This is a genomic window from Mycobacterium adipatum, assembly GCF_001644575.1.
GTDB lineage: Bacteria > Actinomycetota > Actinomycetes > Mycobacteriales > Mycobacteriaceae > Mycobacterium > Mycobacterium adipatum.
This window is the reverse complement of the sequence record NZ_CP015596.1, coordinates 3,780,346-3,802,733: the sequence shown is the minus strand read 5'-3', so window position 1 is coordinate 3,802,733 and position 22,388 is coordinate 3,780,346. Positions and strand designations below refer to the sequence as shown.

Sequence of the window (22,388 nt, the reverse complement as noted above, 5' to 3'; positions counted from 1 at the left end):
CGGACGCTATGGGAATCAAAGTGGCGCTGGAGCACCGCACCACCTACACCTTCGACAGGTTGGTGGATGTGCATCCGCACGTGGTGCGGTTGCGCCCGGCCCCGCACTCGCGCACCCCCATCGAGGCGTACTCGTTGCAGGTCGAGCCGGCCGATCATTTCGTCAACTGGCAGCAGGACGCCTTCGGCAACTTCGTGGCGCGGCTGGTCTTCCCCAACCGCGCCCGCAGCCTGAGCATCACCGTCGGGCTGATCGCCGATATGAAGGTGATCAACCCGTTCGACTTCTTCATCGAGGAATGGGCCGAGACGTTCCCCTTCGCGTACCCGAAGGATCTGCTCGCCGATCTGGAACCCTTCCTGCGGCCGGTCGACGAGGACGGTCCGGGATCGGGGCCCGGTGAGCTCACCAAGTCCTGGGTGCAGAACTTCACGGTCGTGCCGGGCACCCGCACCATCGACTTCCTGGTCAAGCTGAACACCGCGGTCCGGGCGGACGTCGGCTACAGCGTCCGGATGGAACCCGGGGTGCAGACCCCGGATCACACGCTGCGCACCGGGATCGGGTCGTGCCGAGACTCGGCCTGGTTGCTGGTGTCCATCCTGCGCCAGCTGGGCCTGGCGGCCCGCTTCGTCTCCGGCTACCTGGTGCAGTTGACTTCCGACGTCGAGGCCCTCGACGGTCCGTCGGGGCCGGCCGCCGATTTCACCGATCTGCACGCGTGGACCGAAGTCTTCATTCCCGGCGCCGGCTGGATCGGCCTGGATCCGACGTCGGCGCTGTTCGCCGGGGAGGGTCACATCCCGCTGTCGGCCACCCCGCACCCGGCTTCCGCGGCGCCCATCACCGGAGCGGTCGGGCCCTGCGAATCGACGCTGGATTTCAGCAATATCGTCACCCGCATCCACGAGGACCCCCGGGTCACGCTGCCCTACACCCCCGAGGCGTGGGCGGCCATCAACGCACTCGGCGCGCAGATCGACGAGCGGATGGTCGCCGGCGACGTGCGGCTGACCGTCGGCGGGGAGCCCACCTTCGTCTCGATCGACAACCAGACCGACCCGGAATGGCTCACCGCCGCCGACGGCCCGCACAAGCGGGAACGGGCCTCGGTGCTGGCCGAGCGGCTGCGCAGGGTGTGGGCGCCGGGCGGTCTGGTCCAGCGCAGCCAGGGTAAGTGGTATCCGGGAGAACCGTTGCCGCGCTGGCAGATCGGCCTGTTCTGGCGCACCGATGGTGAGCCGCTGTGGAACGACCCGGCGCTGCTGGCGGACCCGTGGGCGCAGACCAAGCCCACCCAGACCTCCTCCGATGCCGGTGCCAAACTGCTGGGATTGATCGCCGACGGGTTGGGGCTGCCCGCCGCCCAGGTCCGGCCCGCCTACGAGGATCCGCTGGAGCGCCTCGCCGCTGCGGTGCGCCGGCCCGCCGGCGACCCGGTCGATGCCCAGGACGACCTGGCCGAGGATGACGCCGCGCGGCGCGCGCGGCTGCTCGCCCGGCTCGACGAATCGACCGATGAGCCCGCGGCATTCGTCCTCCCGGTGCACCGCCGAGATGACGACTCCGGCTGGGCCAGCGCGGATTGGCAGCTGCGCCGCGGGCGAATCGTGTTGCTGGCCGGGGATTCCCCGGCGGGGCTGCGCCTTCCGCTGAACTCCATCAGCTGGCGTGCGCCCAGGAGGGACTTCGATGCGGACCCGACCGCGCGCCGTGCCACCTTGCGCACCGCCGAGATCGCCGAACCGCCGGCGCCGGTCGAGGAGGCCGACGAGGCACCGACCACCGCACTGGTCGCGCAGGTGCGCGACGGCATCCTGCACGTGTTCCTGCCGCCCACCACCGACCTGGAACACTTCATCGACCTGATCTCCCGCGTCGAGCAGGCCGCGGCGGCCATCGCCGTGCCGGTCGTCGTCGAGGGCTACGGGCCTCCGCGGGACGGGCGGATCACCTCGATGAGCGTCACCCCGGACCCCGGCGTCATCGAGGTCAACGTGGCGCCGACCGGCAGCTTCGCCGAGCAGCGGGCGCAACTGGAGACGCTCTACGAAGAAGCCCGCCAGGCCCGGCTGTCCACCGAGGCGTTCGACGTGGACGGCACCCACGGCGGCACCGGCGGTGGGAACCACATCACCCTCGGCGGGGTCACCCCGGCCGACTCGCCCATGCTGCGCCGTCCGGATCTGCTGGTGTCGATGCTGACCTACTGGCAGCGCCACCCCGCGTTGTCCTATCTGTTCTCCGGCCGCTTCATCGGCACCACCTCGCAGGCCCCGCGGGTGGACGAGGGACGCTCGGAATCGTTGTACGAACTGGAGATCGCGTTCGCCGAGATCGCCCGGCTGGCCGAGGCGGGTGAGGGCGCAGCCTGGGTCACCGATCGCGCCCTGCGCCACCTGCTCACCGACATCACCGGCAACACCCACCGCGCCGAGTTCTGCATCGACAAGCTTTACAGTCCGGACAGTCCGACCGGCAGGCTCGGCCTGCTGGAGCTTCGCGGGTTCGAGATGCCGCCGCACTACCAGATGGCGATGGTGCAGTCGTTGCTGGTGCGTTCGCTGATCTCGTGGTTCTGGGAAGAGCCGCTCAAGGCCCCGCTGATCCGGCACGGCGAGAACCTGCACGGCCGTTATCTGTTGCCGCACTTCCTGATCCAGGACATCGCCGATGTCGCGGCGGATCTGCGGGCGCACGGGGTGAACTTCGAGACCAGCTGGCTGGACCCGTTCACCGAGTTCCGCTTCCCGCGGATCGGCACCGCGGTGTTCGACGGTGTCGAGATCGAGCTGCGCGGCGCCATCGAACCTTGGAACGTGCTCGGCGAGGAGTCCTCCGGGGCCGGCACCGCCCGGTATGTCGACTCGTCGGTGGAACGCATCCAGGTGCGGCTGGTGGGGGCCGACCGGCACCGCTACATCGTCACCGCGAACGGGCACCCGATACCGCTGCTGGCCACCGACAAGAACGACGTCCAGGTCGGCGGCGTACGGTACCGGGCCTGGCAGCCGCCCAGTGCGCTGCACCCGACCATCACCGTCGACGGCCCGCTGCGCTTCGAACTCGTCGACACCATGACCGCGACATCGCGCGGCGGATGCACCTACCATGTCGCCCATCCGGGCGGGCGGGCCTATGACACGCCACCGGTCAACGCGGTGGAGGCCGAATCCCGGCGTGGACGCCGGTTCGAGGCGACCGGATTCACCCCCGGCCGGGTGGACATGTCGGATCTGCGGGAGAAGCAGGCGCGCCAGTCGACCGACACCGGCGCGCCCGGCATTCTGGACCTGCGCCGGGTGCGTACCGTGCTGCGTTGATGGTTCTACGCACGCACGGCTCAGCGGAGCCTGATCCCGGGCTGCCCGGCGCGCCGACGCGCGCCGTCGATGTGCTCGCCGGGTACCGCGCCCGGCGCGCCCAACAGGCGCTGTTCGATGTCCGCGGCACCCGGGGCACCGGCTACGACGAGTTCATCGACCCGGCCGGCGCCGTCCGCCCGGCCTGGCAGGAACTGGCCGACGGCGTCGGCGAGCGCGGCTTCGACGGCCTGGACCGGTTGCGGGCCACGGTGCGCAATCTCGTCGACGACGACGGCATCACCTTCGTGCACGTGGATCACGATGCGCTCACCGATGACGCGGTGGCCGAGCCGTGGCGCCTCGATGGATTGCCGCTGCTGATCTCCACCGCCGACTGGGACATCCTGGAAGCCGGCCTGGTGCAGCGCTCGCGCCTGCTCGACGCGGTGCTGACCGATCTCTACAGCGAGCGCAAGTCGATCACCAGTGGGGTGTTGCCCGCCCAGTTGTTGTTCGCCCATCCGGCCTATGTGCGTGCCGCGCACGGCATCGAGGTGCCCGGCCGCCATCAGCTGTTCCTGCACGGCTGCGATGTCAGCCGCGCCGCCGACGGCGACTTCCGGGTGAACGCCGACTGGACGCAGGCGCCGTCGGGTGCCGGCTACGCGCTGGCCGGCCGACGTGTCACCGCGCACGCCGCGCCCGACCTGTACGAACGGATCGCCCCGCGTCCGGCGTCCCCGTGGGCGCAGGCGCTGCGGCTGGCGCTCATCGATGCCGCCCCCGAGGCCGCCGAGGAACCGATGGTGGTGGTGCTCAGCCCCGGCACCCAGTCCGAGACGGCGTTCGACCAGGCTTACCTGGCCAACGTGCTGGGCTTTCCGCTGGTGGAGAGCGCCGATCTGGTGGTCCGTGACGGCACGTTGTGGATGCGTTCGCTGGGCACCCTGAAGCGCGTCGACGTGGTGTTGCGGCGAGTCGACGCCGCCTATGTCGACCCGCTGGACCTGCGGGCCGATTCGCGCCTGGGCGTCGTCGGGCTCGTCGAGGTGCTGCGCCGCGGTGCGGTCACCGTGGTCAACACCCTGGGCAGCGGGATCCTGGAAAGCCCAGGGCTGCTGCACTTCCTGCCGAAACTGTCGGAGATGCTGGTCGGGGAGACCCCGATGCTGTCGTCCCCGCAGACCTACTGGGGCGGTGTGGACGTGGAGCGTTCGCACCTGCTGGCGAACCTGGCGACCCTGCTGATCAAGTCGACCACCGGCGCCAAGACCATCGTCGGTCCGACGCTGACGGCGGCCGCGCGCACCGAACTGGCCGCCCGCATCACCGCCGAACCGTGGCGTTGGCTCGGGCAGGAGCTACCGCAATTCTCCTCGGCGCCCACCGATTACTACCCCGGCGGAGTCTCGGCAGCCGAGGTCGGGATGCGGCTGTTCACGGTTGCCCAGCGCAGCGGCTACGCGCCGATGATCGGCGGTCTGGGGTTCCTGCCCGCGCCGGGAAACGCCGCCTACACCCTGGATACCGTTGCCGCCAAGGATGTCTGGGTGCGCACCCCGGACCGGGCCAAGGCCGTGCCCACCCCGTCGGTGGATCTGCCGGTCATGACGCCCAGCCCCACCCGGGCCGTGAGTTCGCCACGGGTGCTGTCGGATCTGTTCTGGCTGGGCCGATACGCCGAACGCGCCGAACAAATGGCCCGGCTGCTCACCGTCACCCGGGAGCGCTACCACGAATACCGGTACCGCCAGGACATGGAGGAGAGCCAGTGTGTGCCGGTGCTGCTCGGTGCCATCGGCTCGATCACCGGAACCGACACCGGCGCAGGCGATGACGACCACGAGGCGATCGCCGTCGCGCCCAGCACGCTCTGGTCGCTGACCGCCGACCGGCGCCGACCCGGCTCGTTGGCGCAATCGGTGGAACGGCTCGGGCTGGCGGCCAGGGGAGTGCGTGACCAGATGTCCAACGACACCTGGATGGTGCTGGCCGCCGTCGAGCGCGCCGTCGTACACCGCGGCGACGGGAAATGGAACAGCGCCGTCGCCCCGCCCGAGTCGCAGACGGTCGGGGATGCCTACTTGCTGACCGCGCAGTCCCAGACGCTGGCCGGGATGCTGGCGCTGTCGGGTATGGCTGCCGAGTCGATGGTGCAGGACATCGGCTGGACGATGATGGACATCGGCAAGCGGATCGAGCGCGGCCTCGGACTGACCGCTCTGCTGCGGGCGACGCTGACCACCGTGCGCCGGCCGGGCGCCGAACAGGCGGTCGCCGAATCCATGCTGGTGGCCTGCGAATCATCGGTGATCTACCGGCGCCGCACACTGGGCAAGGTGAGCGTGACGGCGATCGCGGATCTGGTGCTCTTCGACGAGGAGAACCCCAGATCGCTGGTCTTCCAGCTGGAGCGGCTGCGCGCGAACCTCAAACGGCTGCCGTCCTCGTCGGGCACCTCACGCCCGGAGCGGTGGGCCGACGAGATCGCCGCCACCCTGCGCCGGGTCGACCTGGCCGACCTGGAGACCGTCGGCTCCGACGGCCGCCGGACCGAGCTGCTGGACCTGCTCAACCGTCTGCACGCCGACCTGCGTGAGCTGTCCAACCTGATCACCACCGCGCACCTGTCGCTGCCGACCGGGATCCAGCCGCTGTGGGGTCCCGATGAGCGCAGGATGCTGCCGTGAGCCACGCCGGAACCCGAACCTACGAGGTCACCCACCGCACCACCTACCGGTACTCCGACGATGTGACCAGTTCCTACGGCCGGGGTTTCCTGACCCCACGCGAGACCGGTACCCAGCGCTGCCGCTCACATGAACTGGTGATCAGCCCGGACACCCCGGACAGCACCACCAGCCGTGACGTGTTCGGCAATCTGAGCTCCTACTTCCACGTCACCGAGCGGCACCGAACGCTCGTTGTCACCAGCCACTCGATCGTCGAGGTGGACCCGCCGGCACCGGAGCTCTACGGCGGCGGGTCCGCGCGTGCTCCGTGGGAGATCTCCCGGCCGGTCGGCCAGGACGGGGCGCTGGCCACCGAGTTCACCCTGGACCTGGCGTCGGCGGAGATCACCGAGGAGGTGCGCGCCTACGCCGCACCGAGTTTCACCCCGCAGCGGCCGCTGATCGAGGTGCTGCGCGACCTGAACGCGCGCATCTTCCGTGACTTCACCTACCGGTCCGGGTCGACCACGGTGTCCACCCGGGTGTCGGAGGTGCTGGCCGCCCGGGAGGGCGTCTGCCAGGACTTCGCCCGGCTGGCCATCGCCTGTCTGCGCGCCAACGGGCTGGCCGCCAGCTACGTGTCGGGGTACCTGGCCACCGATCCGCCGCCGGGGCGTGAGCGGATGGTCGGGGTGGACGCCACCCACGCCTGGGCCTCGGTGTGGACGCGGGAGAACCAGTGGCTGGGCCTGGACCCGACGAACGACCAGATGGTCGACGAACGGTATATCGTCGTCGGCTTCGGCCGGGACTACGCCGACGTCCCTCCGTTGCGCGGGATCATCTACACCGATTCGGAGAGTAGCGTTATCGATGTCTCCGTCGACGTCGCGCCGTATGTGACCGGCACGCCGTCGGACATGGTTTAGGCGCCAGCCGCACGGGGCACGTTCAAGCGGTCGGGGTTCTGGCCGCGTCATCGGCGTCACAGGGAAGAGAAGAACATGCGGGATTTCAACTGCCCGAATTGCGGGCAGCGGTTGGCGTTCGAGAATTCGAAATGCCTGTCGTGCGGCTCCCGGCTCGGTTTCTCGCTCGACGATATGGCGTTGCTGGTGATCGCGTCCGAGGAAGAGAGCGAGCACGCCGGCGCGGTGGACGAGAAGCAGTACCGTTTGTGCGCGAATCTTCATCTGGCCGAATGCAACTGGCTGGTCGAGAAGGGGCCGGTGGTCAAGCTGTGCGCATCCTGCGCGCTGACCCGGACCCGGCCGCACGATGCCGACGCGGGGGCGCTGGCGAAGTTCGCCGCCGCCGAGAAGGCCAAGCGCCGGGTGATCGCCGAACTGCACGAACTCAAGCTGCCGATCGTCGGCCGCGATGAGGACCCGCAGTTCGGGCTCGCCTTCGACCTGCTGAGCAGCGTGCAGGAAAAGGTGTTCACCGGGCACGCCGACGGGGTGATCACCCTCGATCTCGCCGAGGGCGACGATGTGCACCGCGAACAGCTGCGCGTCGCGATGGAGGAGCCCTACCGCACCCTGCTCGGGCACTTCCGCCACGAACTCGGGCACTACTACTTCTACCGGCTGGTCAGCCCGTCGCCGGAGTATCTGGCCGGTTTCAACGACCTGTTCGGCGATCCGGACCTGGACTATCAGGCCGCGCTGGACCGGCATTACAGCGAGGGCGCCCCGCAGGGCTGGCAGAGCGACTACGTCTCGTCGTATGCGACCATGCACCCCGCCGAGGACTGGGCCGAGACCTTCGCCCACTACCTGCACATCCGCGACACCCTGGACACCGCGGCGGCCTTCAGCCTCGCCCCGGCGGGCGCCACCTTCGACCGAAGGGCATTGGGGCCCAGCGGTTTCGACACCATCATCGAGATGTGGCTGCCGCTGTCATGGGCGCTGAACATGGTCAACCGGTCGATGGGCCGCGACGACCTCTACCCGTTCGTGCTGCCGGCGGCCGTGCTGGAGAAGATGCGGTTCATCCACACGGTCATCGACGAGATCACCTCCTCGCCGGCCAAGCTCGCCGCCGTCGGCGGCTGAGCAGGCTCACCGCGTCGGCCGGTGGCCGTCGGCACGCAAGAAAGCCGCTCCACGTGGCGACAACCGGTACCCGGTGCCCAGACTGATGGTCAGGCCCAGACCTTTGAGCTGACGGACCCTGCGTTTGAAGCGCGGCACGTCGATGCCCACCCGTTCCGCCAGATCCGGTGCCCGGATGGCCTCGTTGTCGCCGATGAGCCGCAGATAGTTGCGGGTCCACGGTTCGGTGGCGGCGTCCCAGCGGTCCAGCCGTTCACCGATGCCCGCGATGTCGTCAGCCGCGAGGGCGTCCTCGGCGGCCAGCTCGGGTCGTTCGTCGGGTGCCAGGTAGGACACCCGGATCAGATACGTGTGGGCGGCGGGTCGACGGTCGAGTTCGGCCTGGGCCGCGGCGGCGTCGGCGTAGCCGGCGGCGCGTGCCTGCGCCGCGGTGACGCGGTAGTCACCGGCGCGCTCGGTGACCGCATCGATGCGGATCGTGCCCGCGACCGTGCGCTGGGTGCCACCCGCCTTCGCCCGCGGCCTGTCCCAGCGGCGTAACACCAGGGTGACCGTGCCCGCGGCGATCCCCTCCGCGGTGAGACGGTTCAGCAACACATCTCGATGCTATGACGCGGGCATGTCGCAACGGTGTTTCCGGCACCGCCGTTCCTAGGATCGCCCGCGTGAGTGATCGATACGGCTTCGATGTCCTGGCCCGCAATCCACACACCCCGTCGCGGGTCCGCTCCGTCGAGCACCCGGCCGAGCGGGGTCTGGTGGTGGAGGATCCGTCCAGCGGCTTCGTCGGCGCGGTGGTGCGCATCGAGAACGGCCGGGTCGAACTGGAGGACCGCAATCGCCGGGTGCGGTCGTTCCCGCTGGGGCCCGGCTTCCTGGTCGAGGGCAAGCCGGTCATCCTGGTCAAGCCGAAGGTGACCGCCGCGCCCGCCCGCACCGCGTCGGGGTCGGTGGCGGTGTCCGGTGCCAAGGCCAGGGTCGCACTCGCCAGCCGCATCTACGTGGAGGGCCGCCACGACGCCGAGCTGGTCGAGCAGGTGTGGGGCGCTGACCTGCGCATCGAGGGCGTCGTCGTGGAATACCTGGGCGGTGTCGATGATCTTGCGGCAATCGTGGCCGAGTTCAGGCCCGGCCCGGGGCGGCGCCTCGGCGTCTTGGTCGACCATCTGGTGGCCGGGTCGAAGGAGTCGCGGATCGCCGCCGAGGCGACGCGGGTGGCGGGCGGGCACGCGCTGGTGGTCGGGCATCCCTATATCGACATCTGGCAGGCCGTCAAACCCGCCCGGGTGGGCTTGCCACAGTGGCCGGTGATCCCGCGCGGTATCGAGTGGAAGCACGGCATCTGCGACGCGCTGGGCTGGCCGCACGCCACCCAGGCCGATATCGCCGGCGCCTGGCAGCGGATCCGGGGGCGGGTGCGGGACTGGAACGACCTGGAACCGGCGTTGATCGGGCGGGTCGAGGAGCTCATCGACTTCGTCACGGCCTAGCGTTGAGGCGTGGCCGACAGCTTGTTCGACATGCCGGGCGATGCGCCCGCCGCTGCCGATATGCCGACGGGCGCCAGCCCGCTGGCCGTCCGGATGCGCCCGGCCACCCTCGACGACGTCGTCGGCCAGCAGCATCTGCTCAAACCCGGTTCCCCGCTGCGCCGTCTGGTGGAAGGTTCCGGTGCGGCCAGCGTCATTCTGTACGGACCGCCGGGCACCGGTAAGACCACGCTGGCCTCGCTGATATCCGGCGCCACCGGACGCCGGTTCGAGGCGTTGTCGGCGCTGTCCGCCGGGGTCAAGGAAGTCCGTGCGGTCATCGAGACGGCCCGGCACGCGGCCATCCGCGGCCAGCAGACCGTGTTGTTCATCGACGAGGTGCACCGGTTCTCCAAGACTCAGCAGGACGCGCTGCTGGCCGCCGTGGAGAACCGGGTGGTGCTGCTGGTCGCCGCGACCACCGAGAACCCGTCCTTCTCGGTGGTGGCCCCGCTGCTGTCCCGGTCACTGATCCTGCAGCTGCAGCCGCTGGGCGCCGACGACGTCCGCGCTGTGCTGCAACGGGCTGTCGCCGACGAACGGGGACTCGGCGGCTCGGTCGCGATCGACGACGACGCGCTGGAACTACTGGTCAAGCTCTCGGCCGGGGATGCCCGCCGGGCGCTGACGGCGCTGGAGGTGGCGGCCGAGACCGCCGGCGGCGCGGGCGCAACCATCACCGTCGAGGTGGTGGAGCAGTCCCTGGATCAGGCCGCGGTGCGCTACGACCGTGACGGCGACCAGCACTACGACGTCATCAGCGCCTTCATCAAGTCGGTGCGCGGCTCGGACGTCGACGCCGCGCTGCACTACCTGGCCCGGATGCTGACCGCGGGGGAGGACCCGCGCTTTTTGGCCCGCCGGCTGGTGATCCTGGCCAGCGAGGACATCGGACTTGCCGACCCGATGGCGTTGCCGACCGCGGTCGCCGCGGCGCAGACCGTCGCGTTGATCGGCATGCCGGAAGCGCAGCTCACGCTGGCGCACGCGACGGTGCACCTGGCGACCGCGCCGAAGTCCAACGCCGTGACGACCGCACTGGGGGCGGCGATGGGCGACATCCGGGCGGGCAAGGCCGGGCTGGTGCCCGCGCACCTGCGTGACGGGCACTATTCCGGTGCCGAGAAACTGGGCAACGCCGTCGGCTACAAGTACGCCCACGATGCACCGGGCGGCGTTGCGGCCCAACAGTATCCACCCGATGAGCTGGTGGGTGTCGACTATTATCGGCCCACCGGCTACGGCGCCGAGCGCGAGATCGCGAGCCGGCTGGAAAAGCTGCGGGCCATCATCCGGCGCAAGCGCTAGGCAGGTCGTGACCCGCCGGCTCAGACCAGTTCCGGCACCCGCAGGTGGGCGATGACGAGCTCGAACTCGCCCTCGTCCACCGCGCTGGCCCCCGCGGCGCGGATCGACTCGGCCTTCAGCGTCGACGCGTAGTCCCGGTTCTGCTCCATCGCCTCCCGGCTGCCGAACGACACCGAGGACACCGCCCGTCCCGACGCGGTGTCGACGAGCAGACTGGCGCTTCGGAATCCGGGCAGATGTTCGATCTGCGGGAGCACCGCGCTGCGGTAGTACTCGATGCCGGCCTCGGTGAGCTCGGGGGGCACCGTCACCCAGGTGGCCCGCACCCAGGCGCCCGGGTCGGAGCTGTGCTCGCGGTGCAGCACCGCGATCTGCCATTCCTCGGCGGTGACCGGCCCGCCGAAGCGCTCGCCGGCCTGAGTGCGCAGCCGGCCCGCCGCGTCGGCGCTGTCCCGCATGTCGTCGAGGTCACGCCATGCGCTGGTGGCGATGCACCGGCCGGTCTGCCGATCCACCATCAGTGACAGGCCGATACAGCCCGCGAGGTCGGTCAGCGCGGGCATGACCTCGTCGCGGACGTACGCGATGCCGGCGTCGACCGATTCGGGACGCGCCAGAACAGTGGTAGAGCGTGCGTACACGATCCACCCCCTTCGGTACAGGGCGGCGCCCCGGCGGCACCACCGGTCACCTCAACTGTCCTCCTGCCGCGCGCACGGCACAAGCGTTTCGCCGGCGCGCTTCGTAGGCTGGCACCCGTGGACACCGCAGTGCTCGAACTGGACACGTCGCGCCGCCGGATCACCGACCTGACCGCGCAGGTGCGCGAATTCTGCGCCGCCAAGGGAGACGGGCTCTGCAATGTCTTCGTCCCGCATGCGACCGCCGGCGTCGCGGTCATCGAGACCGGTGCGGGCTCCGATGAGGACCTGTTGGACGCGTTGGAGCGGCTGTTGCCGCGCGATGACCGCTACCGGCATGCGCACGGCTCACCCGGTCACGGCGCCGATCACGTGCTCCCGGGGCTGGTCTGTCCGTCGGTCACCGTCCCGGTGGGTGCCGGCGAACCGTTGCTGGGAACCTGGCAGAGCATCGTGCTGGTGGACTTGAACAGGGACAACCCGCGGCGATCGGTGCGGTTGAGCTTCGTGTCGGGCTGAGCGGGGCGACCGGTACTGTGGTGCGGTCAAAGTATTCGCAGGTTGACCAAAGGACAGCAGCACGTGCAGACACACGAGATCAGGAAACGCTTCCTCGATCATTTCGTGAAGGCCGGACACACCGAGGTGCCCAGCGCCTCGGTGATCCTCGATGACCCCAACCTGCTGTTCGTCAACGCCGGCATGGTGCAGTTCGTCCCCTTCTTCCTCGGGGCGCGCACCCCGGCATATGACACCGCGGTCAGTGTGCAGAAGTGCATCCGCACCCCGGACATCGAAGAGGTCGGCATCACCACCCGGCACAACACCTTCTTCCAGATGGCCGGGAATTTCAGCTTCGGCGATTACTTCAAGAAGGGTGCCATCGAGTACGCCTGGACGCTGTTGACCAACCCGGTGGAAGCCGGCGGATACGGGTTCGATCCCGAACGGCTTTGGGCCACCGTCTATCTCGATGACGACGAGGCCATCGGCTACTGGCAGGAGGTGGCCGGACTGCCGATGGAGCGCATCCAGCGCCGCGGTATGGCCGACAACTACTGGTCGATGGGCATTCCCGGTCCGTGCGGGCCCTCCTCGGAGATCTACTACGACCGTGGGCCCCAGTACGGCATCGAGGGCGGCCCGGAAGCCAACGAGGACCGCTACATCGAGATCTGGAATCTCGTCTTCATGCAGAACGAGCGTGGTGAGGGCACCTCCAAGGAGGACTTCGAGATTCTCGGGCCGCTGCCGCGCAAGAACATCGACACCGGTATGGGGGTCGAGCGGGTGGCGTGCCTGCTGCAGGGCGTCGACAACGTCTACGAGACGGACCTGCTGCGCCCGGCCATCGACCTGGTGGCCGGCATCGCACCCCGCGGCTACGGCCAGGGCGTCCACGACGACGATGTGCGCTACCGGATCATCGCCGACCACAGCAGGACCGCGGCCATCATCATCGGCGACGGTGTCAGCCCCGGCAACGAGGGGCGCGGTTATGTGCTGCGCCGGCTGCTGCGCCGCATCATCCGCGCCGCCAAACTGCTCGGTGTCGACGACCCGATCATGGCGGAGCTGATGGTCACCGTCCGTGATGCGATGAGCCCGTCCTACCCGGAACTGGCCACCGACTTCGACCGCATCCAGCGCATCGCGGTCGCCGAGGAGACCGCGTTCAACCGCACCCTGGTCTCCGGGTCCAAGCTGTTCGACGACGCGGCCCGCGCGACCAAGGCCTCGGGTGCCGAAAAGCTGTCCGGGCGCGACGCGTTCACCTTGCACGACACCTACGGTTTCCCGATCGAGCTCACCCTGGAGATGGCGGCCGAGGCCGACCTGAGCGTGGACGAAGCGGGCTTCCGCGCCCTGATGGCCGAACAGCGTCAACGCGCCAAGGCCGACGCCGCGGCCCGCAAGCAGGCCCACGCCGACCTGTCGGCCTACCGCGAACTCGTCGACGCCGGGCCCACCGAGTTCACCGGCTTCGACGAGCTGAGTTCGCAGGCGCGCATTCTCGGCATCTTCGTCGACGGCAAGCGGGTTCCGGTGGTGTCCCATGAGGCCGCTGTCGGCCAGCAGGTCGAGTTGATCCTGGACCGCACCCCGTTCTACGCCGAATCCGGCGGCCAGATCGCCGACGAGGGTTCCATCTCCGGTACCGGCGCCTCGGCAACCGCCAAGGCCGCGGTCGGCGATGTGCAGAAGATTGCGAAAACCCTATGGGCGCACCGTGTCACGGTGGAGTCCGGGGAGTTCGTCGAGGGCGACACGGTCACCGCCGAGGTCGACGAGAGGTGGCGCCGCGGCGCGACCCAAGGCCATTCCGGCACCCACATGGTGCACGCGGCGCTGCGAGAGGTGCTGGGCCCCAACGCGGTCCAGGCGGGGTCGCTGAACCGGCCGGGCTACCTGCGCTTCGACTTCAACTGGCAGGGCTCGCTGTCGGATCAGCAACGCGCACAGATCGAAGAGGTCGCCAACGAGGCGGTGCAGGCCGATTTCGCGGTGCACACCTTCAACACCGGTCTGGAACAGGCCAAGGCCATGGGGGCCATGGCGCTGTTCGGCGAGAACTATCCCGACGAGGTGCGCGTCGTCGAGATCGGCGGACCGTTCTCCCTGGAGTTGTGCGGCGGCACGCACGTGCGCAGCTCGGCACAGATCGGCCCGGTCACCGTGCTCGGTGAATCCTCGGTGGGCTCCGGTGTGCGCCGTGTCGAGGCCTACGTGGGATTGGAATCGTTCCGGCATCTGTCCAAGGAGCGCGCGCTGATGGCGGGCCTGGCGTCCTCGCTGAAGGTGCCCTCCGACGAGGTCCCGGCACGCGTTGCCAACCTCGTGGAACGGCTGCGGGCCGCGGAGAAGGAACTGGACAAGGCGCGGCTGGCAAATGCGCGCGCCGCGGCCGCAAATGCCGCGGCCGGTGCGCAGCTTGTCGGTAAGGTGCGTTTTGTGGCGCAGCGGATGGCGGGTGGGATCACCGCGGCGGATCTGCGCAGCCTGGTCGGCGACATCCGCGGCAAGCTGGGCTCCGATCCGGCCGTGGTGGCCCTGATCGCCGATTCGGGCGGCGAGGACGACGCGGTGCCGTTCGTGGTCGCGGTCAACAAGAGCGCGCAGGACCTTGGTTTGAACGCCAACGATCTGGTGAAGACGTTCGGCGCGGCGGTCAACGGCCGCGGGGGCGGTAAGGCCGATCTGGCTCAGGGCTCGGGTAAGGGGGCGGCGGGCATCGACGCGGCATTGGCCGCGCTGCACGCAGAGATCGCCCGGAGCTAACCCGTGCCCGACGCTGCCGACCGCCTGCCGGACAGGCCCGGTCCCGATGATCCGGGCCGGGGACGCCGGCTCGGCATCGACGTCGGCACCGTGCGCATCGGGGTCGCCGGTAGCGATCCGGACGGGATTCTGGCCACCCCGCTGGAAACCGTCCAGCGGGACAGGTCGGGCCGGCACCTACGCCGGCTGGTGCGCCTCGCCGAAGAGTTGGAAGCGGTCGAGGTCGTCGTCGGCCTGCCGCGCACGCTGGCGAACCGGTCGGGTTCCTCAGCGCAGGACGCCGTCGAACTGGCCGATGCCCTGGCGGCCCGGATCGCACCCACGCCGGTGCGGCTGGCCGACGAACGGTTGACCACGGTGACCGCCCAGCGGTCGCTGCGCGATGCCGGGGTGCGGGCCAAGAATCAGCGGGCCATGGTCGATCAGGTTGCCGCAGTGGGCATTCTGCAGAACTGGTTGGACCAGCGCCGGTCCGCGGTAAGGGTTGTCGATGAGTGATCACTGGAGTCCCGGGCGCAGCGAGCCGCAGGCGGTCGGCCCACCACGCCGCCGGCTGAGCCGCGCCGCCCGGGCGCAGCAACGGCGGACGGCCCGGCGCCGCCGCGTCTTCTCGGTCGCCGCGCTGGTGACGCTGATCGTGGTGGTCATCGGGGCGGTGTTCGTCGGCTCCAAGCTGTGGCACGGACTGTTCGGCGGCAGCAGTGATTTCGCCGGCGACGGCACCGCCGATGTGGTGATCGAGGTGCACAGCGGGGATTCGACCACCGCGATCGGGCAGACGCTGCAGGAACGCAACGTGGTGTCCTCGTCGAAGGCGTTCGTGGAGGCCGCGGCCGCCAACCCGGCGATCGCCGCCATCCAGCCCGGCTTCTACAAGGTGCGCACCGAGATCCCGGCGTCGAGCGCGGTGCAGAAGCTCGCCGACCCGGCGAGCCGGGTCGGGCAGATGGTGATCCCGGAGGGGCGCCAGCTCGACGATGTCGCGGACGTCAAGACCGATGCCGTCACCAAGGGCATCCTGTCGCTGATCTCGGATGCCTCCTGCGTGGATCTGGACGGCACCCGGGCGTGCGTGTCCGCCGACGATCTCAAGCGGGCCGCCGGTACCGCCGACCTTGGCGCGCTGTCGGTGCCCGGCTGGGCGACGGCCGAGGCGACCGCGATGGGCGACGATCACCGCCGCCTGGAGGGACTGATCGCGCCGGGCAGCTGGAATGTCAATCCGTCGGGTTCGGCCGAGCAGATCCTGGCGTCGCTGATCGGCGCCAGTGCCGCGCAGTACGAGGCGAACGGATTGCTCGCCGCGGCCGAGACCACCGGGATGTCACCGTACGAGATCCTGGTGGTGGCCTCGCTGGTGCAGCGCGAGTCCAAGCCGCAGGACTTCTCCAAGGTGGCGCGGGTGATCTTCAACCGGCTCGCCGAGAACCGCAAACTGGAGTTCGACTCGACGGTCAACTACTCGCTGGACCGCACCGAGATCGCCACCACCGACGGTGATCGCGCCCGGGTGACCCCGTGGAACACCTATGCCTCCCTGGGCCTTCCGAAGACCCCGATCTGCTCGCCGGGTCAACCCGCCCTGGCCGCGGCGGAGAACCCGGAACCGGGGGACTGGCTGTACTTCGTCACCATCGACATGCAGGGCACGACCCTGTTCACCCGCGACTATGAGCAGCACCTGGCGAGCATCGAAGTGGCCAGGAACAACGGTGTCCTCGACAGTGCCAGATAGGGGTCCCGCTCGGCGCGCGGCGGTCCTGGGATCACCGATCTCGCACTCCCGGTCCCCGGACATCCACCTCGCGGCCTACCGGGCGCTGGGCCTGACGTCGTGGACCTATGACCGCATCGAGTGCACCGCCGAGCAGTTGCCGGCGCTGGTGGCCGGTCTTGGACCGGAATGGGTCGGGCTGTCGGTGACCAAACCGGGCAAGTTCGCCGCCCTGGAGGTGGCCACCGAGCGCACCGACCGCGCCGCGCTCGTCGGCTCGGCGAACACCCTGGTGCGCACCGCGACCGGATGGCGGGCCGACAACACCGATATCGACGGGGTCGCCGGCGCGCTGGTCGACGTGCTCGACGCCCCGCGGCGCGGCGCCGTCCTCGGATCGGGCGGTACCGCACCGGCGGCGGTGGCGGGGCTGGCCACCCTCGGGGTCACCGACATCGCGGTCATCGCCCGCAACCGGGAGAAGGCCGCGGCGACGGTGGATGTGGGTCGTCGGCTCGGGATCGACATCCGCTGGGTCGAACCCGGCACGGCCGTGACCGCTCTGGACGTTGCGGTCAGCACGCTGCCCGCCGATATCGCGGCCGACTATGCGCACACCATCGACGGCGTCCCGGTGCTGCTGGACGCGATCTATGACCCGTGGCCCACACCGTTGGCGGCGGCGGTGCAGGCGCGTGGCGGCCGGGTGATCAGTGGGTTGCAGATGCTGCTGCACCAGGCAATCGCGCAGGTCGAGCAGTTCACCGGGCTGCCGGCGCCCAAAGAGGTGATGAGGCAGGCACTGCCGGGCTCTTAGCCTGAAACGGTGGGTGCGCTGGTCCTCGCCGGATGGCTGATCATGCTGAGCGGCTACGACCTGCGCGAGCGCCGGCTGCCCAATCTGCTCACCCTGCCCGGAGCCGCGGTGATCCTCGTCGTGGCCGTGCTGGCCGGCCGCGGAACCCCGGCCGTGCTGGGCGCCGCCGCGCTCGGCGTTCTCTATCTTGTGGTGCACCTGATGGACCCGGCCGCGCTCGGTGCCGGCGATGTGAAGCTCGCGGTCGGTCTCGGCGCACTCACCGGGACGTTCGGGGTGCACGTCTGGCTGCTGGGCGCCATCGGCGCGGTGCTGCTGACCGGGTTGGCCGGAGTCGTGCTCGCGGTGGCGCGGCGCGGATCGACCGTGCCGCACGGCCCCTCGATGTGTGCGGCCAGCGCGGCGTCGGTCGCCCTGGCGTGGTGGTAGTGCGGAGCGCAGGGTCGACGGATTCGGTCGCACCGCCGGCCGCATGGGAGAATGTCACCCGTGTTGCGATGGACTACCGCAGGTGAATCTCACGGCCGCGCGCTGGTGGCGATGGTCGAAGGCATGGTCGCGGGTGTGTCCGTCACCTCCGACGACATCGCGGCCCAGTTGCAGCGCCGTCGGCTCGGCTACGGCCGCGGCGCCCGGATGAAGTTCGAGAAGGACCAGGTGACCGTGCTGGGTGGGGTGCGTCACGGCCGCACCCTCGGCGGCCCCATCGCCATCGAGATCGGCAACACCGAGTGGCCCAAGTGGGAAACCGTGATGGCGTCGGACCCGGTGCCCGCCGACCAACTCGACGCCGACGCCGCCCGCAACGCGCCGCTCACCCGCCCGCGCCCCGGGCACGCCGACTACGCGGGCATGCTCAAGTACGGCTTCGACGACGCCCGGCCGGTGCTGGAGCGGGCCAGCGCCCGCGAGACCGCGGCCCGGGTCGCCGCGGGCACCGTCGCGCGCGCCTTCCTGCAGCAGGCGCTCGGTGTCGAGGTCATCTCCCACGTCATCTCCATCGGCGCGTCCAAACCCTATGACGGCCCGTCCCCGCTGCCGCAGGACCTGACCGCCATCGACGACAGCCCGGTGCGGGCCTTCGACAAGACCGCCGAGGAAGCCATGATCACCGAGATCGAGGCAGCCAAGAAGGACGGCGACACCCTGGGTGGCGTCGTCGAGGTGGTGGTGACCGGGCTGCCGATCGGACTGGGTTCGTTCACCAGCGGGGACAACCGGCTCGACAGCCAGCTGGCCGCCGCGGTGATGGGCATCCAGGCGATCAAGGGCGTCGAGATCGGCGACGGGTTCGAGACCGCGCGCCGTCGCGGCAGCGTCGCCCACGACGAGATGTACCCGGGCCCCGACGGCATCGTCCGCTCCACCAACCGGGCCGGCGGCCTGGAAGGCGGGATGACCAACGGGCAGCCGCTGCGGGTGCGCGCGGCGATGAAGCCGATCTCCACGGTGCCCCGCGCGCTGGCGACCGTGGACATGTCCACCGGCGACGAGGCGGTGGCGATCCACCAGCGTTCGGATGTGTGCGCGGTGCCGGCCGCCGGCGTGGTGGTCGAGACGATGGTCGCGCTGGTGCTGGCGCGGGCCGCGTTGCTCAAGTTCGGCGGCGACTCGCTGGCCGAGACCCGCCGCAACGTCGAGAGCTATCTGCACGCGGTCGCCGAGCACGAGCCGACGGCTCAGGCCTCGGGATAGCCGATGGCACCCAAAGCTGTTCTGGTGGGCATGCCGGGCTCCGGCAAGTCCACCATCGGCCGGCGGTTGGCCAAGGCGCTCGGCGTGCCGCTGCTGGACACCGACGCCAAGATCGTCGAGACCACCGGGAGCAGCATCGCCGACATCTTTGTCCAGGGCGAGGCGCACTTCCGCCAGATCGAGGCCGACGTGGTGCGTGCCGCGCTGAACGAGCACGACGGTGTGGTCTCCCTCGGCGGCGGTGCGGTGACCACCCCGGAGGTGCGCGAAGCGCTCAAGGGTCACACCGTGATCTACCTGGAAATCAGTGCCGCAGAAGGAATTCGGCGAACGACCGGGAGTGCGCGTCCGTTGCTGGCCGGTGACGACCCGGCCGCGAAGTACCGTGCCCTGATGGACGAGCGGGTGCCGCTGTTCCGTGAGGTGGCCACCATGCGGGTCAACACCAACCGGCGCAATCCCGGTGCGGTGGTGCGCCACATCGTCACCCGGCTGTCCGGGTGCGGTCCGGCGCGGCCGCGCCGGCGCCGCCGACCGGCCTGGCGACGCGGACCGACCGTCCTGAACCCGGCACCCACCACCGAGGCCCCGCCCACCCCGGCGGCGCTGGCGAAACGAGCAGAGGCACGCAATGAGTGAACCCGTGACAGTGGACGTGATGGTCGACCGGCCGTACCCGGTGATCATCGGGACCGGGCTGCTGGAAGACCTGGGCCGCACGCTGGCCGGTCGGCACAAGGTCGCCATCCTGCACCAGCCGACCCTGGCCCAGACGGCCGAGGCGATCCGCGAACACCTGGCCGGCACGGGCATCGACGCGCACCGCATCGAGATCCCGGACGCCGAATCCGGGAAGGAACTGCCCGTCGTCGGTTTCATCTGGGAGGTGCTGGGCCGGATCGGCATCGGGCGCAAGGATGCCGTCGTCAGCCTCGGCGGCGGGGCCGCCACCGATGTCGCCGGATTCGCCGCCGCGACCTGGCTGCGCGGCGTCGACATCGTGCACGTGCCGACCACCTTGCTGGGCATGGTCGACGCCGCCGTCGGCGGGAAGACCGGTATCAACACCGACGCCGGCAAGAACCTGGTCGGCGCGTTCCATCAGCCGCTGGCGGTGCTGGTCGACCTCGCCACCCTGCAGACGTTGCCGCGCAACGAGATCGTGGCCGGGATGGCCGAGATCGTGAAGGCCGGGTTCATCGCAGACCCGGTGATCCTGGACCTCATCGAGGCCGACCCGGAGGCCGCGCTGGACCCGTCGGGCACCGTCCTGCCCGAACTGATCCGGCGCGCGATCGCGGTCAAGGCCGAGGTGGTGGCTGCCGACGAGAAGGAGTCGGCGCTGCGCGAAATCCTCAACTACGGGCACACGTTGGCGCATGCCATCGAGCGCCGTGAACGCTACAAGTGGCGCCACGGGGCCGCGGTCTCGGTGGGGCTGGTGTTCGCCGCGGAGCTGGGTCGCCTGGCCGGCCGGCTCGATGACGACACCGCCGACCGGCACGCCCGGGTGCTGACCGCGCTGGGCCTGCCCGTCAGCTATGACGTCGACGCGTTGCCGCAGCTGCTCGAATACATGGCCGGTGACAAGAAGAACCGTTCCGGGGTGCTGCGCTTCGTGGTGCTCGACGGACTGGCCAAGCCGGGACGCCTGGAAGGGCCGGACCCGACGCTGCTGGCCGCGGCCTATTCGGTGGTCGGTACCCGCTAAGGCTTGGCGGGCTCGTCGGGACCGGGCTGCACGGCGGCGAACACGTCGGTGTCGGCGCGTTCCTCGTCGCCCTCGCGGCGGCGCACGTACGGCGGGGCCTTGCGATCGACGCTCCAGCGGCCGATGGTCACCGCGATGACACCGGCCAGGAAGATCAGCAGCGCGGTGAACGCGGCGAACGAGGTCAGCTCGCTGATCAGGTTCCCGGTGTAGAGCACCGGGTAGAACAGCCCGATGAACCAGCACACCAGATCGCCCAGCAGACCGGCGATCAGGCCGGCGACCAGCCAGACCATCGCGAGATCCTGGCGGCGGTCCGGGTCGGACTGGGCGGCCGCGTCCGCGCGGCCGTCGAAGTAGGCCCACACGATCGCCGGGATCGCCAGGAACAGACCCAGCGTGGGACTGATCCAGCCGGCCTGCGTCGGGAAGGCATCCACCAGCGCTCCCTGGATCAACCGGAGGACCACCACGACCGCCGCGAACACGAGTCCGCGCAGCAACCACTTGCTCATGAGGGGACAGCGTAGCGAGTACCGTCAGCGGCTGTGACGATATCTGCGCGCCGGGACCGTTTGCGGCACCGGCTGGCGGCCGCCGAACTGGACGCCATATTGGTAACCGACCTGGTCAACGTCCGATATCTGTCCGGCTTCACCGGATCCAACGCCGCACTTTTGGTGCGTGTCGACCAAGACACGCCGGTGTTGGCAACCGACGGGCGTTATGTAACGCAGGCCGCGGCGCAGGCGCCGGACGCCGAACTGGTCATCGAACGTGCCGTCGGCGCGCACCTGGCCGCCCGCGCGGCCGCCGACGGTGTGCGCCGGCTCGGTTTCGAGAGCCATGTGGTGACCGTCGATGGGTTCGGTCTGCTGGAACGGGCGGTGGGTGACGCCGGGGGAGTCGAGTTCGTCCGGGCCGCCGGCATGGTCGAACGGCTGCGGGAGGTCAAGGATGCTGGCGAGGTCGCCATCCTGCGGCTGGCCTGCGAGGCGGCCGACGCGGCCCTGCATGATCTGGTGAACCGCGGCGGGCTGCGCCCCGGGCGCACCGAGAAGCAGGTCGGTCGCGAGCTGGAATCGCTGATGCTCGACCATGGCGCCGACGGTGTGTCCTTCGAGACCATCGTGGCCGCCGGACCGAACTCGGCCATCCCGCACCACCGGCCCACCGACGCGGTGCTCACCGACGGCGATTTCGTGAAGATCGACTTCGGCGCACTGGTCGCCGGCTACCACTCGGATATGACCCGGACCTTCGTGCTGGGGCACGCCGCGCAGTGGCAGCGAGATCTGTACGCCCTGGTGGCGAGCAGCCAGGCGGCCGGCCGCAACGCGCTGGCGGCGGGGGCTGCGCTGCGGGACGTCGACGCCGCGTCCCGGCAGGTGATCGCCGACGCAGGGTTCGCCGAGAACTTCGGTCACGGCCTCGGCCACGGCGTCGGACTGCAGATCCACGAAGCGCCGGGGATCAGTGCCTCGGCCGTCGGTACACTGCTTGCTGGCGCTGCGGTCACCGTGGAGCCCGGCGTCTATCTGCCCGGCCGGGGCGGTGTCCGAATCGAGGACACCCTGGTTGTCGGCAGCGAGAGCGCACCTACACCCGAGTTACTCACCCGGTTCCCCAAGGAACTGGCTGTCATCACCTGATCTAG

At 69.9% G+C, this 22,388-nt stretch carries 18 protein-coding genes and 1 pseudogene; 16 read left to right on the top strand and 3 right to left on the bottom strand.

Annotated elements, in window-relative coordinates; all coding sequences use genetic code 11:
- The first annotated feature begins 8 nt into the window (after positions 1-8).
- From A7U43_RS17940 to A7U43_RS17925, 4 genes are all read left to right on the top strand, one after another.
- Entirely contained in the window at positions 9-3,323 is a 3,315-nt protein-coding gene (locus tag A7U43_RS17940; RefSeq protein ID WP_067998035.1) for a transglutaminase family protein, read from the top strand.
- The gene (locus A7U43_RS17935; RefSeq protein WP_082902192.1) at positions 3,323-5,995 is read left to right on the top strand and encodes a circularly permuted type 2 ATP-grasp protein; all 2,673 of its coding nucleotides are present in this window, start codon (positions 3,323-3,325) and stop codon (positions 5,993-5,995) included. The genes A7U43_RS17940 and A7U43_RS17935 overlap by 1 nt, the downstream gene beginning before the upstream one ends.
- Positions 5,992-6,906 carry a transglutaminase family protein gene (locus tag A7U43_RS17930; protein WP_067998032.1) on the top strand — a complete coding sequence of 305 codons (915 nt, stop codon included), beginning with the start codon at positions 5,992-5,994 and terminating at the stop codon, positions 6,904-6,906. The genes A7U43_RS17935 and A7U43_RS17930 overlap by 4 nt, the downstream gene beginning before the upstream one ends.
- A 75-nt stretch (positions 6,907-6,981) precedes the next feature.
- The gene (locus A7U43_RS17925) at positions 6,982-8,037 is read left to right on the top strand and encodes a zinc-binding metallopeptidase family protein (RefSeq protein ID WP_067998029.1); all 1,056 of its coding nucleotides are present in this window, start codon (positions 6,982-6,984) and stop codon (positions 8,035-8,037) included.
- 6 nt (positions 8,038-8,043) lie between these two features.
- On the opposite strand, the gene A7U43_RS17920 is transcribed toward A7U43_RS17925, so the two are convergent.
- Positions 8,044-8,634, bottom strand: a complete 591-nt coding sequence (locus tag A7U43_RS17920) for a hypothetical protein (protein WP_067998025.1) — start codon at positions 8,632-8,634, stop codon at positions 8,044-8,046.
- Between the two features lie 68 nt (positions 8,635-8,702).
- On the opposite strand from A7U43_RS17920, the gene A7U43_RS17915 reads away from it, so the two are divergent.
- Positions 8,703-9,527, top strand: a complete 825-nt coding sequence (locus A7U43_RS17915) for a DUF3097 domain-containing protein (protein WP_067998022.1) — start codon at positions 8,703-8,705, stop codon at positions 9,525-9,527.
- Between the two features lie 30 nt (positions 9,528-9,557).
- Entirely contained in the window at positions 9,558-10,874 is a 1,317-nt protein-coding gene (locus tag A7U43_RS17910; protein WP_197500075.1) for a replication-associated recombination protein A, read from the top strand.
- A 20-nt stretch (positions 10,875-10,894) separates the two neighbouring features.
- Here the strand turns inward: A7U43_RS17910 and A7U43_RS17905 are convergent, their stop codons facing one another.
- Positions 10,895-11,515, bottom strand: coding sequence for a hypothetical protein (locus A7U43_RS17905; protein ID WP_067998017.1), 621 nt, complete (start codon positions 11,513-11,515; stop codon positions 10,895-10,897).
- Positions 11,516-11,644: 129 nt separating this feature from the next.
- Here A7U43_RS17905 and A7U43_RS17900 point away from each other — a divergent pair, with 129 nt between their 5' ends.
- From A7U43_RS17900 to aroB, 9 genes and pseudogenes are all read left to right on the top strand, one after another.
- The gene (locus A7U43_RS17900; protein WP_082902439.1) at positions 11,645-12,034 is read left to right on the top strand and encodes a secondary thiamine-phosphate synthase enzyme YjbQ; all 390 of its coding nucleotides are present in this window, start codon (positions 11,645-11,647) and stop codon (positions 12,032-12,034) included.
- A 63-nt stretch (positions 12,035-12,097) separates the two neighbouring features.
- Positions 12,098-14,794 (top strand): alanine--tRNA ligase, encoded by a 2,697-nt coding sequence (gene alaS / locus A7U43_RS17895; RefSeq protein WP_067998012.1) that lies wholly within the window; start codon positions 12,098-12,100, stop codon positions 14,792-14,794.
- Between the two features lie 3 nt (positions 14,795-14,797).
- Positions 14,798-15,292 carry a Holliday junction resolvase RuvX gene (ruvX, locus tag A7U43_RS17890; protein ID WP_067998009.1) on the top strand — a complete coding sequence of 165 codons (495 nt, stop codon included), beginning with the start codon at positions 14,798-14,800 and terminating at the stop codon, positions 15,290-15,292.
- Positions 15,285-16,529, top strand: coding sequence for an endolytic transglycosylase MltG (locus A7U43_RS17885; protein ID WP_067998006.1), 1,245 nt, complete (start codon positions 15,285-15,287; stop codon positions 16,527-16,529). The genes ruvX and A7U43_RS17885 overlap by 8 nt, the downstream gene beginning before the upstream one ends.
- Positions 16,519-17,325, top strand: coding sequence for a shikimate dehydrogenase (locus A7U43_RS17880; protein ID WP_067998003.1), 807 nt, complete (start codon positions 16,519-16,521; stop codon positions 17,323-17,325). The genes A7U43_RS17885 and A7U43_RS17880 overlap by 11 nt, the downstream gene beginning before the upstream one ends.
- 42 nt (positions 17,326-17,367) lie before the next feature.
- Positions 17,368-17,754: a prepilin peptidase gene (locus A7U43_RS17875; protein WP_068003041.1), complete on the top strand. Its 387-nt coding sequence runs from the start codon at positions 17,368-17,370 to the stop codon at positions 17,752-17,754.
- Between the two features lie 60 nt (positions 17,755-17,814).
- On the top strand, positions 17,815-19,020 hold the full coding sequence (gene aroC / locus A7U43_RS17870) for a chorismate synthase (RefSeq protein ID WP_068003038.1): 1,206 nt from the start codon (positions 17,815-17,817) through the stop codon (positions 19,018-19,020).
- Between the two features lie 3 nt (positions 19,021-19,023).
- A pseudogene (locus tag A7U43_RS17865) lies at positions 19,024-19,533 on the top strand (shikimate kinase); the annotation flags it as partial.
- A gap of 118 nt (positions 19,534-19,651) precedes the next feature.
- Positions 19,652-20,731: a 3-dehydroquinate synthase gene (gene aroB, locus A7U43_RS17860; RefSeq protein ID WP_067997996.1), complete on the top strand. Its 1,080-nt coding sequence runs from the start codon at positions 19,652-19,654 to the stop codon at positions 20,729-20,731.
- On the opposite strand, the gene A7U43_RS17855 is transcribed toward aroB, so the two are convergent.
- Positions 20,728-21,246, bottom strand: coding sequence for a B-4DMT family transporter (locus A7U43_RS17855; protein ID WP_067997992.1), 519 nt, complete (start codon positions 21,244-21,246; stop codon positions 20,728-20,730). The genes aroB and A7U43_RS17855 overlap by 4 nt on opposite strands.
- A 33-nt stretch (positions 21,247-21,279) precedes the next feature.
- On the opposite strand from A7U43_RS17855, the gene A7U43_RS17850 reads away from it, so the two are divergent.
- Positions 21,280-22,383: a M24 family metallopeptidase gene (locus A7U43_RS17850; RefSeq protein ID WP_067997988.1), complete on the top strand. Its 1,104-nt coding sequence runs from the start codon at positions 21,280-21,282 to the stop codon at positions 22,381-22,383.
- Positions 22,384-22,388 lie beyond the last annotated feature (5 nt).